Genomic DNA, 16908 nt, shown 5'->3' on the forward strand with positions numbered 1-16908 from the left:
GGAAATTTCATAGGATCTGGCGCCAGAAATCACTTCACAATAAGAAAGTCTGGCGTTACCTTTCCCGGCGACACGCCAGAAAACACTGCAACCGGAGCAAAAACTGCATGGAACTCGAGTACGAAAGTAAACGTCCGCTGTATATTCCTTATGCCGGTCCGATCCTGCTGGAATTTCCGCTGTTGAATAAAGGCAGCGCCTTCTCCCTCGAAGAACGTAATGAGTTCAATCTCAATGGTCTGCTACCCGAAGCAGTTGAAACCATTGAAGAACAGGCCGAACGTGCATGGCGTCAATTCCAGGATTTCAAGAACAATAACGACAAGCACGTTTACCTGCGCAATATTCAGGACACCAACGAAACCCTGTTCTACCGCCTGTTGGACAATCATCTGGAAGAGATGATGCCGATTATCTATACCCCGACGGTCGGCGCCGCCTGTGAACACTTTTCTGAGATTTACCGTCGTGCGCGCGGCGTATTTATTTCCTATAACAACCGCGATCGCATCGAAGACATGCTGCAAAACGCCACCAAACAGAACGTGAAGGTGATTGTGGTAACCGACGGCGAGCGTATCCTTGGTCTTGGCGACCTGGGTATCGGCGGTATGGGGATTCCGATCGGTAAACTGTCACTGTATACCGCCTGTGGCGGCATCAGCCCGGCTTACACCCTGCCCGTGGTGCTGGATGTGGGTACCAACAACCAGCAACTGCTGAATGACCCGCTGTACATGGGCTGGCGTCATCCGCGTATCTCGGGTGAAGAATACGAGGAATTCGTTAACGAATTTATCCAGGCGGTTAAACGTCGCTGGCCGAAAGTGCTGCTGCAATTTGAAGACTTTGCGCAGAAAAATGCCATGCCGCTGCTGGAGCGTTATCGTGATGAGATCTGCTGTTTTAACGATGACATCCAGGGCACCGCAGCCGTGACCGTCGGTACGCTGATTGCCGCCAGCCGCGCTGCGGGCAGCCGCCTGTGCGAGCAAAAAGTGGTGTTCCTCGGTGCCGGATCTGCCGGTTGTGGTATCGCCGAGCAGATCATCGCGCAGATGAAATCCGAAGGCCTGAGCGATGACGAAGCGCGTGCCCGCGTGCTGATGGTGGATCGTTTTGGTCTGCTGACTGATAAGCTGCCGAACCTGCTCGATTTCCAGAGCCGTCTGGTGCAGAAGAGCGACAACCTGAAAGCGTGGGATATCACCAGTGATTCCATTTCCCTGCTGGATGTGGTGCGTAACGCTAAACCGGACATCCTGATCGGTGTTTCGGGTCAGCCAGGCTTGTTCACAGAAGAGATCATCCGTGAGATGAACAAACACTGTAAACGCCCGATTGTGATGCCGCTGTCAAACCCCACTTCACGCGTGGAAGCCACCCCGGCGGATATTATCGCCTGGACCGATGGTGCCGCGCTGGTGGCGACCGGTAGCCCGTTTGCACCGGTTAGCTGGAAAGGCAAAATCTATCCGATTGCCCAGTGCAACAACTCCTACATCTTCCCGGGCATTGGTTTGGGTGTGATCGCCTCTGGCGCTTCACGCGTTACTGATACCATGCTGATGACCGCCAGCCGTGCTTTAGCCGATTGTTCACCGCTGGTGAATGACGGCGAAGGCCCGGTTCTGCCGGAAATCAAGGATATCCAGGGCGTGTCCAAAGTGATTGCCATGGAAGTGGGTAAAGCCGCCCAGCTGGCTGGGGTTGCCGTGGTCACCTCGGAAGATGTGCTGTCCAGAGCCATCAATAACAACTTCTGGCTGCCGCAGTATCGTCACTACCGTCGCACCTCAATCTGATGATAGTGATTTGCCGGGCAAACCCGCCCGGTAATGCGCAAAAAAACGCCAGCCAACTGGCGTTAACTTGCTTCCCGCAGAGGCCTCAAGTAGCCTTGAACCATTCCTGTTTCCGCCAACCGAGTGCCTGCGCGCATGATTAAACGCGTTTTCTTTGGTCTGCTTTTCATCATCTTACTGATGGTGGCGACCGCACTTGGCCTCGATCGCTGGATCAGCTGGAAAACCGCCCCCTTCATCTATGAAAATGTCGCTGCATTACCACATCGCCAGGTCGGTGTAGTGTTAGGCACGGCCAAATATTACCGCACCGGCGTGATCAACCAGTATTACCTGTATCGCATTCAGGGTGCCCTCAACGCCTACAACAGCGGCAAAGTGAATTACCTGCTGTTAAGCGGCGACAATGCGCAGCAAAACTATAACGAACCGATGACGATGCGCCGCGATTTGATTAAAGCAGGTGTCGATCCGGCCGATATCGTGCTCGACTATGCCGGGTTCCGCACGCTGGATTCGATCGTTCGCACCCGTAAAGTTTTCGATACCAATGATTTCATCATCATCACCCAGCGTTTCCACTGTGAACGTGCGCTATTTATCGCCCTGCATCTGGGGATTCAGGCGCAGTGCTATGCCGTGCCGTCACCGAAAAATATGCTGACGGTGCGTTTCCGCGAAGTGGGTGCGCGCTTAGGGGCGCTGGCAGATTTGTACCTGATGAAACGCGAGCCGCGTTTCCTCGGCCCGCTGGTGCCGATTCCGGCGGTGCATGAAGTACCGGAGGATGCGCAGAGTTACCCGGCGGTGACGCCAGAGCAGTTGCTGGAGCTGGAAGAGAAGCTGAAGAAGTAACACAAATATGTAGCGGCGCGATTTATCGCGCGTCTTTTAAAACCCGCGCGATAAATCGCGCCGCTACGGAATGTTATTATTTCTTACGGGCGTATTTCAGCGAGTCCAGCGCCACGGCGAAGATGATGATGCCGCCCTTGATGATGTACTGCCAGTAAGGGTTCACGCCGATATAGGTCAGACCGTAGTTAATGACGGTGAAGATGATCACACCGGTCACCACGCCTGCGACCGTACCCACACCACCGGCGAAGGAGACACCGCCAACCACGCAAGCAGCAATCGCATCCAGTTCATACATAAAGCCGAGGTTGTTGGTCGCACTGCCGATACGCCCCGCTTCCAGCATCCCACCGAAGGCATAGAACACCCCGGACAGTGCATACACCAGAATCAGGTTCAGCGGCACGTTAACACCGGAGACTTTCGCTGCTTCCGGGTTACCCCCGATAGCAAAGATGTTTTTACCGAAGCGCGTTTTATTCCACAGGATCCAGACGAAGATGATGGCGATAATCGCGTAGAAGGTAATGTACGACAGTTTGAAATCACCAAAGCGGAAGAAGCCCTGGGCAAATTTCGAGAAGCCAGCATCAAAACCTGCAATCGGTGATGCGCCCACGTAGTCGTAGTACAGCGAGTTAATGCCGTAAACGATAATCATGGTACCCAGGGTGGTGATAAATGGGGTGACTTTCAGATAGGCGATGATCACGCCGTTCACCAGACCGATGATGCCACCAATGATGCACACCGTCAGAATCACCAGCGGAATCGGCACAGTATCCAGATGCGGGAAGACTTTGTTGGCGTTATCCATGGCCTGCAACAAGGTTGCCGCCACCACCGCCGCCAGACCCACCTGACGCCCGGCCGACAGGTCAGTACCCTGGGTAACAATTAACCCGGCCACACCGAGTGCGATAATAATACGCACTGATGACTGGGTCAGAATATTACTCAGGTTCATTAAACTTAAAAATGTCGGGTCCTGGAAAATAATAATAGCCAGCAGTACCAACAGGACAACATAAATGCCGCCCTCTTTTAACCAGGTTAGCGCATTCTTTTTAGTAGTCGCTTTCATGTTAAAGCCCTTGCTTCATTAAAGGTGTAATGACGCTAAACGCAGGATTTCATTCTGCGAGGTCGTTTTAGTATCAACAATGCCCGCTACCTGTCCATTACTCATCACCAGAATGCGATCGGTAATGCCCAACAGTTCTGGCATTTCAGAAGAGATAATAATGATGCCTTTCTCTTTCTTCGCCAGCTCGGCAATCAGCTGGTAAATTTCGAATTTTGCCCCGACGTCAATACCACGAGTCGGTTCATCCAGCATCAGAATTTCCGGCTGAGTTAATAACCAGCGGCCAATAATCACCTTTTGCTGGTTACCGCCAGAGAGCGATCCAATTTGTGTATGATGGCCCGGAGTTTTCACCCGCATCGCATCAATCACCCATTGGGTATCGCTTTTCATCCGTTTATTGTCCAGCAGTCCCATATTGTTTTTATACTTTCTGATATTGGAAATAAGTGAGTTAAAACCAATATCGAGGTAAGCATAAATACCGGTGGAACGCCGTTCTTCCGTTACCAGGGCAAAACCGTGGTTAATCGCTTCGTTCGCACTGTGGTTATTAATCGCTTTGCCATGCAGCTTAATGGTGCCGCCTGATTTCTCGCGAATACCAAACAGGGTCTCGACGATATCAGTACGCTTAGCCCCCACCAGCCCGGCAATGCCAAGAATTTCACCTTTATGCAGATCAAACGAGATATCGCGAATCGACGGCTGGCGCAGCGACGTCAAATGACGCACTTCCAGAATCACTTCACCCGGTACGTTAATTTTGTCCGGGAAGCGCTGGTTGAGGGAACGGCCAACCATCATGGCGATGATCTTATCCATATCCAGCCCTTCCAGCGGCTGGGTAGTAATCCATTGTCCATCGCGCAGGATGGTGATCTCATCACACAGCTGGAAAATTTCTTCCATCTTATGCGAGATATACACAATACCGCAGCCACGATCTTTCAACTTACGAATAATAGTAAAAAGATGATTAACCTCTTTTTCCGTCAGCGACGACGTTGGCTCATCCATAATAACGATTTTGGCGTCATAGGAAAAAGCTTTGGCGATTTCAATCATCTGCATCTGCGAAACAGACAGATTGGCAACCTTATCGCGCGGATCAATATCAATATCCAGCTCGTCAAAGATCGCTTTAGTATCGCGATACATTTTATCCTGATCGACAAATACGCCTTTGCGTGGATAGCGGCCAAGCCACATGTTATCCATCACGCTGCGTTGCAGAACCAGGTTTAATTCCTGATGCACCATCGATACGCCATTTTCCAGCGCTTCTTTGGAACTTTTATAATCAATTTCTTCACCCTGAAACAGGATGCTCCCCGTATCCTTTTTATAAATCCCAAACAGACATTTTAATAATGTGGATTTGCCGGCTCCGTTTTCACCCATCAATGCGTGAACCGAGTGAGGCCGCACTTTTAAATTCACATTATCTAAGGCTTTAACCCCTGGAAATGATTTCGAGACATTCGTCATCTCCAGCAGATATTCACGCTGTGTGGTCGGATTATCACTGGCCATAATTTACCTGGCTAAAAAAAGCGTTGGTCAGATGCAATAAGGCGCGGCGTAATGCCGCGCCCGGGACGGATTACTTCACAAACTGAGACAGATTATCTTTATCTACCGGTACATAAGGAACGCGAACGATCTTATCAACCATCTTGAAGTTAGTGCCTTCGGTTGCTGGCTTACCATCAGCCAGGTTTTTCGCCATATCCAGCGTCGCTTTTGCCTGGTTTTCCGCATCGTTCAGCACGGTACCAGCCAGTGCGCCAGATTTGATCAGCGCCAGCGCTTCTGGCAGGGCATCAACACCGAACACCGGGATAGAGGTCATGTTATGCGCTTTCAGTGCTTCTACCGCACCCATTGCCATGGCGTCGTTGTTGGCGATAACCACTTCGATTTTCTTCGCATTCGGGCCTGACAGCCAGGCGTCCATTTTGTCTTTCGCCTGTGCGGTATCCCACATCGCGGTATCCATCGCTAACTGCTGCGTTTTGATGCCGTCTTTGTTCAGGGTATCGATAACGTATTTCGTACGGGCTTCAGCATCCGGATGGCCCGGTTCACCTTTCAGCAGGACATACTGAATTTCGCCGTCTTTGTTCAGATCCCATGCCGGGGTAGCTTTCCAGTGTTTCTCAATCAGTTTGCCCTGGATAACACCGGACTCTTTAGAGTCGGTACCCACGTAGTAGGCTTTGTCATAGCTGGCCAGCACTTTGGCGTTCGGTTCTTTGTTGAAGAACACCACCGGCACATCATTGGCTTTTGCTTTATCAATGACCACTGCGGCAGCAGCCGGATCTACCAGGTTGATCGCCAGCGCTTTCACGCCTTTAGCCATCAGCACGTCAATCTGATCGTTCTGTTTTGACTGGTCATTCTGCGAGTCATTCATCAGCAGCTGTACGCCACCAATTTTCTTCGCTTCACTCTCAATGTCCTTACGCACCATGGACATAAAGTTGTCGTCATATTTGTAAATGGTGACGCCAATGCGTGCATCTGCGGCGTGAGCAGTCGCACCAAACATCATGCTGGCAACCAGTGCTGTGAGCGTGAAAACCTTCTTATTCATGGTATCTCCGGTTTTTTTATGCAGGGTATTTCATCGCGCCATGCTGCTCTGTGGCAGACAGCGCAGTCGGTTGAAACTCTCTGGTGGGGCGGATGCATCAAGCTCAAAGCCAAACCACCACCGTTTTCCTGACTTCCCTGTGCGTAACCGCTTCCTGAAGAATGTTGTGAACCATTTCAATCGGCTGCTGAAACCATGTCGGGGAAGGAAAACCCGGCGTTACATAATGTTTCAGTCCGGTAAGACGCTGCCATCATAGTGATCGGCATGTTAATTAACTGTGAATACAATCACAGATTGAAAACGGTTACACAGCCCCATCGCCTGAATTAGTGACAGACTCCACATTTTGCCGCTGGGCCACCGAATGGCGGCGTACCAGCGTCGGCATAAAGCAATGGGTCGCATGCGGATCCAGTTCCCCGGCGGCACCTTTCAGCGCCAGCTCAGTGGCCAGTTTCGCCATAGAAACAATGGGATAACGCACAGTCGTTAACTGTGGATCGGTATAACGTGAGATGGGAATGTCATCAAAACCGATGACGGAGAAATGCTGTGGTACCTGAATGCCATTATCTTTCAATGCAGTGAGCGCGCCTGCGGCCATACCATCGTTGTAGGAAAATACGGCGGTTAAATGTTGGTTACGTCCCAGTAACTCTACCATTGCCGCCTCACCGCCCTGCATATCCGGCTCGGCCTGGGCGACCCAGCTTTCCGGTGGACGGATCCCCTGCTCTGCCAGGGCCTGCAGCCAGCCTTCACGTCGCTGGGCCACATCTTCAATCGGGTGACTGGAGCTGAGAAAACCAATGCGTTGATGCCCCTGTTGTAACAACATGCGCGTAGCAACCAGCGCACCGGTCACGTTATCGAGACAGACACAACGGTGTTCAAAACCCGGAATAGTACGATTTATCAGTACCATACCAGGAACCTGTTCGAGGAAATGCGCCAGTTCGGCGTCTGAAAGCGTTTTCGCGTGCACCACCAGCGCGTTGCAACGCTGGCGGATCAGCACCTCAATGGCATGACGTTCTTTCTCTTCCAGATGCCAGGAGTTGCTGATCAACACATGTTTTTGCATGCGCTGAGCGACGGTATCTACCGATTTCACCAGCGCACCAAAAAAGGGGTCGGAGACATCCATGACGACAACGCCGATGGTGTCGCTGACCTGAGTTGCCAGCGCCTGAGCATTGGCATTAGGCCGGTAACCCAGCGTATCCACCGCCTGGAGTACGGCTTCGCGGGTATCCGCGGTAACGGCACTGCTGTTATTGAGCACACGCGAGACGGTGGCTACCGACACGCCGGCCTGACGGGCGACATCACGAATCGTTATCATGCAGCTGTTCCACAGAGGAGAAAATGCGCCTGGTGCGCGTAACGGCGCTATTCTGTCAGGGCCTCTGGGGATGCAGCGTGAATTACGTCACACGAATGAAAACGGTTACATACAATTCTGCAACCTTTGTGATGGCCGTCATTATCTTACCGGATCGCGTTACGCGATTTACCCGCCGCTAATGCCGTCAGTTTGCGCCATAACCACTCCATGGGTCCCTGGCGGAACCGGCGCAGCCACAGCACGGAAAACAGGATGTTAACCAGCCACACAGGGGGAACAAAGGCCAGCAATTGCAGGCGGTCATACTTCATAAACAGCCCGAAACGATAAAACAGCGTGGTGCAGATCAGCGTTTGCAGCAGGTAGTTACTCAACGCCATCCGCCCGACGCACTGAATGGCGAAACTGATACGCGTTGCGGCAATCTGTGGCCAAAAGCCGAGGCACAGCGCGGCATAACCGAGGCTGAGAAACGGGCTGGCAACATCACGCGGTACCTGCAAATAAAATCCGCTCCAGATGAAATCCCAGCCAAGATGCCACTGTCCGATGATACCTGGAATGGCGATCAGCCAGCCCACGCTCAGCAATATCACAGCCGCGCGGCGATAATGCTGCACGCTGAATTGCCCGCTCAACCAGCCGGTACGCATCAACGCAGCACCAATCAGCATCAGGCCCGCCAGCTGCCAGCCATATTGCGAGGCCAGCGCCATCAGGCTGGAAGAAAGATGATCAAGGCGGTTCTGCACCGCTTCCCAGCCCCCCAATAGCTTCCAGTAGCGTTCATACTGGAGATCGGCCACACCCGGCAACCAGGAGCGGCTGGGTTGCGGCGAGGAAATCGCACCAAACACCAGCAGCACGCCGCACCCCACCAGATACAGTAGCGCGCCGGTTTGTAATAATGCGCGGTTCGAGGGCACTTCACGTAACATCCGCCAGATAACCAGCCCAATCAGGCCGTAATCCAGCAAAATATCCCCTTCCCAGAAAAACAGCGCATGGATCAAACCCAGCAGCACCAGCAACGACAGGCGCGCCGAAATCCAGCGGCTGCCGCGCGGAATCTGCATATGCAGCCCGGCACCAAACAGTAACGCGAACAGCGTGAGGAATTTGAGTTGCGCCAGACCGTCCATCACCGCCCAGGTCCAGGCGTCAGACAGCGAAATCTCGCCCTGCCATGCCGGATTGAGATACGCCGCCGATGGCAAGCCGAAGCCAACAATGTTTAACAGCAGAATGCCGAGAATGGCGCAACCACGAATGAAATCCAGCGCGAGATAGCGTTGCATCGGGTGTCCTGAGGGAAAAATGAAAACGGGCGGCAAACGCCGCCCAAACAGTCTTAGTTATGACGTACCGCGCGCAGAAACTCCTGACGGGTATTCTGGCTGGATTTAAACAGGCCACCTAATGAAGTGGTCGTGGTGGCGCTGGTGGCATCTTTCACACCGCGCGCTTTGACACAGTAATGCACCGCATCAATCGACACTGCCACATTGTTGGTGCCAAGCAGCGTCTGCAACGCAATCAGCACCTGCTGTGTCAGACGCTCCTGCACCTGCGGACGCTGGGCAAAGAACTGCACGATGCGGTTGATTTTCGACAAGCCAATCACTTTATCTTTCGGGATGTAAGCCACGGTAGCTTTACCATCGATGATAACGAAGTGATGTTCGCAGGTGCTGGTCAGGGTGATATCACGTACCGTCACCATTTCATCAACCTTCATCTTGTTTTCGATAACGGTGATTTTGGGGAAGTTGGCGTAGTCGAGACCTGAAAAAATTTCATCCACATACATCTTAGCGATGCGATGAGGGGTCTCCATCAGGCTGTCATCTTCCAGGTCAAGATTCAGCAACTGCATGATTTCGGTCATGTGACCGGCGATCTGACGTTTGCGGGTTTCATCGTCCATTTCACGCACCGGGGCGCGTAACGGCGTTTCCAGGCCACGCGCCAGCAGCGCTTCATGAACCAGGGCGGCTTCCTGACTTAAGGTGCTCATCGTAATCTTCTCCGGCAGGTGATGCGCCCGCAGGTCGGTGCCTGCGGGGGAATTTCTGAGCGCGTATTGTGAAACACTCCGCGCCCTTAATCCAGCAATCAATCTGATTGGAGATGAAAGCTTTTCATGGAGCGCTACGACGCAACACCAGCGCGCCCGCCAGCAGTAAACCGGCTCCGGCAACCCATAAGGCCGGTTCCAGCTGATGCCACAGCAGAGACGAGCCCCACGACAGCAATGGCCCGCCGAGTTGTCCAACGGCATAGCCCGTGGTCAGCAGCCCGGCCAGATAACGCGTATGCTGCGGAGCCAGCTCACGGCCATATTGCAACGTCAGTTGTACCACGCACAGGAAACCACCACCGATCAGCACAGCCCCGATCATCAAACCATTCAGCCCCGGCAGCACGCTTGCGGCGATCACACCCAGCGCCTGCGCCCACAACACCAGCGCCAGCCGGACATGACTACTGCCCCAGTGGCGGGTCATGATGCCAAGGAGGATGCCGATGACCGCCGCACCGCCAAACACCGGCCAGACAAACTGGGCGAAGGCACTATGCGGGAAACGGGCTGCCGCCATTTGCGACAGGAAGGTTGCGGGCAGAATGTAACCAAACCCGGCCAGGCTGTAACTCAGTACCAATCGCTTCAGGTTACCATTCAACACCAGCGGCGCTGGGGCCTGATCGGGCCGATGCAGCTGGCCCTGGCGCGGCAGAAAACGGGCGATGGCCGCAATCAGCAGCAACGCCAGCAAACCATACGCCCCCCACGCCAGCGCGGCACTGGCACCGGTGGCATGCAACAACACCGCCAGTATCCCGCTGAGGAAGATCCCGGTGCCCGGTCCGGCAAACACCGCCGCTGACAATCCCGGGCGTCCATGATGCAGCAGTTGTTCATTACTCCATGCCGCCACCAGTACCATCGCCCAGCCGCTGGCACAACCGATAAGAAAACGAATCAGACCATGCAACCATGGGCCGGAGACACAGGCGGAGAGCAACGTCAGCACCACCGCGCCCCATACTCCCAGCTGCAAGCGCCATTCGACGCGCGTACGTGCCCGCATAGCATCAAAGGAGCCGCACAAATACCCCAGATAATTCAGTGCCGCCACCAGGCTGGCACTGGTCAGCGTCAACTGATGGTCCTGAATCATTAATGGGACCTGCGGCGTAAAAGCAAACCGCCCAATCCCCATCGCAACCACTAAACTTAAGAATGCACTGAGCGCGACGCGAAACGCCATAACTAACCCCTGATATTGTTTTATCACTTGCTTCAAGCATGCGCGATGTTTAAACTCACGAAAAGTGAATAATACTAACCAAGTTGTTTACGAGAAGAGAATATGGATCTGGTCCAACTACGCATGTTCTGTTCTGTGGCTGAAACCGGCTCGCTGGTTCGTGCGGCGGAACAGCTGCATCGGGTTCCCTCGAACCTCACCACCCGTCTGCGCCAGCTGGAAGAAGAGTTGGGCGTGGACCTGTTTATCCGCGAGAAGCAACGCATTCGCCTGTCACCGATGGGCCATAACTTTCTCAACTACGCCCAGCGTATTCTGGCGTTGAGCGATGAAGCGCTGAGTATGGCACGCGCCGGTGAACCCGGTGGCAACTTTGCGCTCGGTTCAATGGAAAGCACCGCAGCAACGCGCCTGCCGGGCTTGCTGGCGGCATATCACCAGCGTTTTCCCTCGGTAGCGCTGTCGCTGATCACCGGCACTTCGGGCGAGATCATCGATAAAGTGCGCGAAGGCACGCTGGCAGCCGCGCTGGTTGATGGTCCGGTGACCCATGATGATCTCAACGGCTGTATCGCTTTTCGCGAAGAAATGGTGTTAATCACCAGCCTTGAACATAAGCCGATCATCAATGCGCGTGATACTCAGGGCGATACGTTGTTCGCCTTTCGTAACAGCTGTTCGTATCGCGTCAAACTGGAATCCTGGTATCGCGACAGCCAGACCGCGCCGGATAACGTGATGGAAATCCAGTCTTATCACGCCATGATGGCCTGCGTTGCAGGCGGTGCGGGCGTGGCAATGATCCCGGCATCGGTGCTGAATCAGATGCCGGGCAAAGTTCGGGTGCAGGAACATGCGCTCCCCCCGGCGTACCGCGACACCGCGACCTGGCTGATGTGGCGTCGGGATGCGTTCACCCCCAATGTCGAAGCATTGAAGTATTTGATTATTGAATTATTTGATGACCGGCCGCTCAACGATGAACTGATGCATCCGCTGCATGCGACCGAGTAAATTTGTCATTTATTAACTGTTTTACCCTAAATAATTCGAATTGCAGGAAGGCGGCAAGCGAGTGAATCCCCAGGAGCTTACTCAGGTAGGTGACGGGGATGAATAAGCGCAGCTAACGCGCCTGCAATTTGAAGTATGACGGGTAATCACGACCAACGGGCCGCCTGGCCCGACTCTACAGGAAGAGGAATTGCATGAACATGATTAAAACCCGTGCCGCCGTTGCCTGGGCAGCTGGCGAACCACTGAAAATCGAAGAAGTGGACCTGATGCCACCACAGAAAGGCGAAGTGCTGGTACGCATCGTGGCGACCGGTGTATGCCATACCGATGCGTATACCCTGTCGGGTGCCGATCCGGAAGGCGTGTTCCCGGCGATTCTTGGTCATGAAGGCGGCGGCATCGTGGAAGCGGTGGGTGAAGGCGTAACCAGCGTGGAAGTCGGTGACCACGTGATCCCGTTATATACCCCGGAATGCGGCAAATGTAAGTTCTGTCTGTCAGGCAAAACCAACCTGTGTCAGGCGATCCGCGCCACGCAGGGCAAAGGGTTGATGCCGGATGGCACCACGCGTTTCTTCAAAGACGGTCAGCCGATTTTCCACTATATGGGCACCTCGACGTTCTCTGAATACACCGTGGTTCCGGAGATTTCACTGGCGAAAATCAGTAAAGAAGCCCCGCTGGAAGAAGTTTGCCTGCTGGGTTGTGGCGTGACTACCGGTATGGGCGCAGTAATGAACACGGCCAAAGTGAAAGAAGGCGATACCGTGGCCATTTTCGGTCTCGGTGGTATCGGCCTGTCCGCGATTATCGGTGCGAAAATGGCGAAAGCTGGTCGCATTATCGGTATCGACATCAACACCAGCAAATTCGACCTCGCGCGCAAACTGGGCGCAACCGATCTGATTAATCCAAAAGATTATGAGAAGCCGATTCAGGACGTGATCGTTGAACTGACTGATGGCGGTGTGGATTACTCGTTTGAATGTATCGGTAACGTTAACGTGATGCGTTCCGCGCTGGAGTGCTGCCACAAGGGTTGGGGTGAGTCGGTGATTATCGGCGTCGCCGGTGCCGGTCAGGAAATCTCCACCCGTCCGTTCCAGCTGGTTACTGGTCGTGTGTGGCGTGGCTCTGCATTTGGCGGCGTAAAAGGCCGTTCGCAGCTGCCGGGCATTGTGCAGGATTACCTCGACGGTAAATTCGCGCTCAATGATTTCATTACCCATACCATGCCGCTGGAAGATATCAACGAAGCGTTTGAGTTGATGCACGAAGGGAAATCCATCCGTTCCGTGGTGCATTTCAACAAATAACCAGGAGGCGTTATGGCATCCACTCTGGAATTGCTTGAAGAGCATCGCATGTTTGGCGGCTGGCAACAGCGCTGGCGGCATGCTTCATCGGTACTCAATTGCCCGATGACTTTCAGCATTTTTCTGCCACCGCCCAGGGACGACACACCACCGCCGGTGGTGTGGTTCTTCGCCGGGCTGACCTGCACCGATGAGAACTTCACCACCAAAGCGGGCGCTCAACGCGTGGCGGCGGAACTGGGTCTGGTGCTGATTATGCCAGACACCAGCCCGCGCGGTGACGATGTGGCGAACGACAGCGGCTACGATCTCGGTCAGGGCGCAGGATTTTATCTCAACGCCACTCAGCAGCCGTGGGCGGCACACTATCGCATGTTTGATTATGTCAGCCATGAGTTACCGGCGCTGGTCGCTGCTAATTTCAAGCTGAGTGAGCGACAGTCGGTGATGGGCCATTCGATGGGTGGCCACGGCGCATTGCTGCTGGCGTTGCGTCTTGGCGGGCGTTTTGCTTCGGCTTCCGCCTTTGCGCCAATCGTCAACCCAACTGAGGTGCCGTGGGGGCAGAAAGCGTTTAGCGCCTATCTCGGTGACGATCGTGCCAGCTGGCGTGAATACGATAGCTGCCTGCTGATGCGTGAGGTGGAACATCGGCTGCCAATCCTGATTGACCAGGGCGACAGCGATCAATTCCTTGCCGATCAGCTGCATCCGGAACGTCTGGAGGCTGTGGCACGTGAGCAGGGATTCCCGCTGGAATTACGTATTCAGCCGGGATACGACCATAGTTACTTCTTTATCGCCAGTTTTGTGGAAGACCATCTGCATTTTCACGCGAAACATTTGCTGGTATAGGGCAAAATAAATCTAAGCCGCGAACGTTCGCGGCTTTTTTTGCTTATAAAAAGCGTGGTGTGAAGCTGTGGGGAGTATCGAAATCATGTTTCAAGGCGAAACTTCCCTCTTCGTCCTCAACATTAAAGACTTTATTGGTGGTGATGCTCATCGCCTTTAATGATTTAATCACAATGGTGTCGGCAGAAAAATGCGCGGCTTTATCTGCAAGTAAAGTGTCATAATTCACTAGCGGTCGATAAAAATAACAAAAGTCCATCGATTCGCGTTCAGGTCTATTATTTGCCACCATCACACGACAACGCACCTCTCCCCCCGGTGCCATGCGCTCTGTGGCGCTGACATGGTAATACGGCGCGACAATCAGCGTTTTCGTCTCTATCTGTTTTATTTTCTTACGGCCAAATAATATTTTTACCGCATCAAGAATATCCTGCCTGACCGCACGCACCGAACTAATAGGGTTATCGCGGTTGATCAGCATCGCGCCCGCTGGGTCAAATATAAGGTTTTGACAAACGATATCGTTCGCTCTGACTTGCTCAAATAAAGCGACCGGAGAATTTTTAATTTGTTCGATCATTGCCGTACATTGAAAAATCACTTCCGGCTGGGTTGCAGGACGCTCTGTCCAAACGGATAGCGTCGCACGGGGAATCTTCATCATTTTTTCTCCATAAAAAATGTGTCCCGTGGTTCTATCCTGGATTGGCCCGGCGATCAGTGATTAGTACGACAAAATATCATTAAGAAAGCGGCGCGATAGATCGCGCCGTGATGAAAGGGCTAAATAATTGACTCCGCCACCAGGCCATCAATCATGACCTGCGGCATTCCCTGTGAGCAACATTCGATACGGCCACGCACACCGTAAACCTGCGCCAGCGTATCCGGGGTGATGACCTGCGCCGGTGCGCCATCGGCCAGCAAAGTCCCGTTCTTCAGCATCAGGGCGTGGTCAGCATGACGCAGGGCGATATTAATATCATGCACCACCACCACCGTAACGATATTACGCAGCCGCGTTTCACGGCGTACCAGATCCATCACGTGGAACTGGTAATTGAGATCCAGCGCGCTGAGTGGCTCATCCAGCAGCAACAGCTCGGGACGACGAATCAGGGACTGGGCCAAACCCACCAGCTGCTTCTGTCCACCGGAGAGCTGATCAAGATAGCGCATCGCCAAATGAGCAATACCGAGTTGCTCCAGCAGATGCATGATCTCCGTCTCACTGGCGGCACTATGCAAACCGCCTGAGGCGCGCTGTGCCACGATGATTGATTCCAGCACATGCAGATGCACCCCGGCAGGCAACGTTTGTGGCAGGTACACCACACGCTGCGCACGACGGGCAAACGGCTGGGTCATTAACTCTTCACCGTTCAGCCACAGCTCGCCCTGCCCTTTGCTCAAACCTGCCAGTGCACGCAGCAGCGTCGATTTGCCACAACCGTTCGGCCCGAGCAGCACGGTGATCTTGCCACGCGGCAGCTGTGGAACGTTGAGGTCCTCGATGACTTTACGCTTCGGATAGCCTGCGTAAAAATGGCTGAGACTTAATCCTTGTTCCATTACACATTCCCCCGATGACGCAGAATAATGCTCAGGAAGAACGGCACACCAACCAGCGAAGTGACGATACCGACCGGAATGATGACGCCAGGAATCAGGTTTTTCGATGCCACTGACGCCAACGACAGTACCAGCGCACCGGTCAGCGCACTGGCTGGCAGATAATAACGGTGGTCTTCACCAAACATCATACGGGCAATATGCGGGGCCACCAGGCCAATAAAACCAATCGGCCCGACGAAGGCAACCGCCAGCGCCGAGAGAATGCTGATGCGTAATAAGGTGGCGAGACGCAGGCGACGCACATCGATACCAAAGCTGATCGCGCGGTCTTCGCCCAGGCGCAGCGCCGTCAGTTTCCAGCTGCTGAGCATGGAGAACGGAATCAGGATGGCAAAGGCTGCCGTCAGCACGCCAAGTTTCTCCCACGAGGCGCGCGCCAGGCTGCCCATGGTCCAGAACACCAGCCCCTGCAGGGTATCTTCACTGGCGATGAACTGCATCATGGAGACCAGCGCATTAAAGGTAAACACCAGCGCGATACCAAACAGCACCACGCCCGAGGTGGAAACCCGTGTCCAGCGCGTCACGCCGTCCAGCATCAGCGCGGCAAACAGCGCAAAGATAAAAGCATTGGCCGAAATAAACCACTGATCCGGCACACCCGGGATACCAATACCGAGAATAATCGCCAGTGCCGCACCAAAGGCCGCAGCGGAAGAGACACCGAGGGTAAAGGGACTCGCCAGCGGGTTATTCAGGATGGTTTGCATCTCTGCCCCGGCGAGGCCGAGTGAGAAACCCACCACAATTGCCATCAGTGCATAAGGCAGGCGGATGTCCCAGACAATGACCCGCGTACCCGCATCAACGCTGTCGGGTTGTGTCAGGGTCTGCCACAGGGTGTGCAGGGAAAGCCCGGCCGGGCCGAGCGTAAAATCAAGAACTAACGATGCCAGTATTGCCAGCACCAGAACACCGATCAGCAACATCCGCTGACGCAGCACCTGATGATAGTGCGTCATGGTATCGACATCGTTGCCGTTTTCCGCCACCAGCGCGGCTTCCGAGGTACGCATTGTTTTACCTGTTTCTCGTCACAATCATAACGGCAGTCACAATAGAGCAGGTGATAATAATTATCAATTTTATCTGTGTTACTAAACGCCA

At 53.8% G+C, this 16908-nt stretch carries 15 protein-coding genes; 5 read left to right on the plus strand and 10 right to left on the minus strand.

Going from position 1 to position 16908, the window contains the following annotated elements; translation table 11 throughout:
* Nucleotides 1-107: 107 nt before the first annotated feature.
* Both AC6I8X_RS13230 and sanA read left to right on the plus strand, forming a co-directional pair.
* On the plus strand, nucleotides 108-1805 hold the full coding sequence (locus AC6I8X_RS13230; protein ID WP_299445508.1) for an NAD-dependent malic enzyme: 1698 nt from the start codon (nucleotides 108-110) through the stop codon (nucleotides 1803-1805).
* A 135-nt stretch (nucleotides 1806-1940) separates the two neighbouring features.
* Entirely contained in the window at nucleotides 1941-2660 is a 720-nt protein-coding gene (gene sanA, locus AC6I8X_RS13235) for an outer membrane permeability protein SanA (protein ID WP_313683554.1), read from the plus strand.
* Between the two features lie 76 nt (nucleotides 2661-2736).
* Here sanA and mglC read toward each other — a convergent pair whose 3' ends face one another.
* The 7 genes from mglC to AC6I8X_RS13270 all read right to left on the minus strand — a co-directional run bounded on the left by mglC (nucleotide 2737) and on the right by AC6I8X_RS13270 (nucleotide 10975).
* Complete coding sequence (mglC, locus tag AC6I8X_RS13240; protein WP_313683555.1) at nucleotides 2737-3747, minus strand: galactose/methyl galactoside ABC transporter permease MglC; 1011 nt, start codon at nucleotides 3745-3747, stop codon at nucleotides 2737-2739.
* 18 nt (nucleotides 3748-3765) lie between these two features.
* Nucleotides 3766-5286 carry a galactose/methyl galactoside ABC transporter ATP-binding protein MglA gene (mglA, locus tag AC6I8X_RS13245; RefSeq protein ID WP_497839953.1) on the minus strand — a complete coding sequence of 507 codons (1521 nt, stop codon included), beginning with the start codon at nucleotides 5284-5286 and terminating at the stop codon, nucleotides 3766-3768.
* Nucleotides 5287-5356: 70 nt separating this feature from the next.
* Complete coding sequence (mglB, locus tag AC6I8X_RS13250; RefSeq protein ID WP_299445499.1) at nucleotides 5357-6352, minus strand: galactose/glucose ABC transporter substrate-binding protein MglB; 996 nt, start codon at nucleotides 6350-6352, stop codon at nucleotides 5357-5359.
* A 307-nt stretch (nucleotides 6353-6659) separates the two neighbouring features.
* The gene (galS, locus tag AC6I8X_RS13255) at nucleotides 6660-7700 is read right to left on the minus strand and encodes an HTH-type transcriptional regulator GalS (RefSeq protein ID WP_299445497.1); all 1041 of its coding nucleotides are present in this window, start codon (nucleotides 7698-7700) and stop codon (nucleotides 6660-6662) included.
* A gap of 146 nt (nucleotides 7701-7846) precedes the next feature.
* Nucleotides 7847-9001 carry a DUF418 domain-containing protein YeiB gene (yeiB, locus tag AC6I8X_RS13260; protein ID WP_497839954.1) on the minus strand — a complete coding sequence of 385 codons (1155 nt, stop codon included), beginning with the start codon at nucleotides 8999-9001 and terminating at the stop codon, nucleotides 7847-7849.
* 53 nt (nucleotides 9002-9054) lie between these two features.
* Nucleotides 9055-9720 carry a GTP cyclohydrolase I FolE gene (gene folE / locus AC6I8X_RS13265; protein ID WP_084876050.1) on the minus strand — a complete coding sequence of 222 codons (666 nt, stop codon included), beginning with the start codon at nucleotides 9718-9720 and terminating at the stop codon, nucleotides 9055-9057.
* A 124-nt stretch (nucleotides 9721-9844) separates the two neighbouring features.
* Entirely contained in the window at nucleotides 9845-10975 is a 1131-nt protein-coding gene (locus AC6I8X_RS13270; protein ID WP_497839955.1) for a YbfB/YjiJ family MFS transporter, read from the minus strand.
* Nucleotides 10976-11077: 102 nt separating this feature from the next.
* On the opposite strand from AC6I8X_RS13270, the gene ptrR reads away from it, so the two are divergent.
* The 3 genes from ptrR (at nucleotide 11078) to fghA (ending at nucleotide 14163) form a co-directional block, all read left to right on the plus strand.
* Entirely contained in the window at nucleotides 11078-11989 is a 912-nt protein-coding gene (gene ptrR, locus AC6I8X_RS13275; protein ID WP_299445490.1) for a putrescine utilization regulator PtrR, read from the plus strand.
* Nucleotides 11990-12183: 194 nt separating this feature from the next.
* A complete protein-coding gene (locus AC6I8X_RS13280; RefSeq protein WP_299445488.1) occupies nucleotides 12184-13308 on the plus strand; it encodes an S-(hydroxymethyl)glutathione dehydrogenase/class III alcohol dehydrogenase in 1125 nt (374 codons plus the stop codon).
* A gap of 12 nt (nucleotides 13309-13320) precedes the next feature.
* Nucleotides 13321-14163 (plus strand): S-formylglutathione hydrolase, encoded by an 843-nt coding sequence (fghA, locus tag AC6I8X_RS13285; RefSeq protein ID WP_313683560.1) that lies wholly within the window; start codon nucleotides 13321-13323, stop codon nucleotides 14161-14163.
* 43 nt (nucleotides 14164-14206) lie between these two features.
* Here fghA and AC6I8X_RS13290 read toward each other — a convergent pair whose 3' ends face one another.
* From AC6I8X_RS13290 to AC6I8X_RS13300, 3 genes are all read right to left on the minus strand, one after another.
* On the minus strand, nucleotides 14207-14830 hold the full coding sequence (locus AC6I8X_RS13290) for a hypothetical protein (protein WP_497839956.1): 624 nt from the start codon (nucleotides 14828-14830) through the stop codon (nucleotides 14207-14209).
* Nucleotides 14831-14949: 119 nt separating this feature from the next.
* Nucleotides 14950-15738, minus strand: coding sequence for an ABC transporter ATP-binding protein (locus AC6I8X_RS13295; protein ID WP_084876056.1), 789 nt, complete (start codon nucleotides 15736-15738; stop codon nucleotides 14950-14952).
* Nucleotides 15738-16817: a FecCD family ABC transporter permease gene (locus AC6I8X_RS13300; protein ID WP_084876057.1), complete on the minus strand. Its 1080-nt coding sequence runs from the start codon at nucleotides 16815-16817 to the stop codon at nucleotides 15738-15740. The genes AC6I8X_RS13295 and AC6I8X_RS13300 overlap by 1 nt, the downstream gene beginning before the upstream one ends.
* Between the last annotated feature and the right edge of the window lie 91 nt (nucleotides 16818-16908).

The sequence above is a fragment of the Pantoea sp. X-Soil-TKNS-1280 genome, from assembly GCF_059730475.1.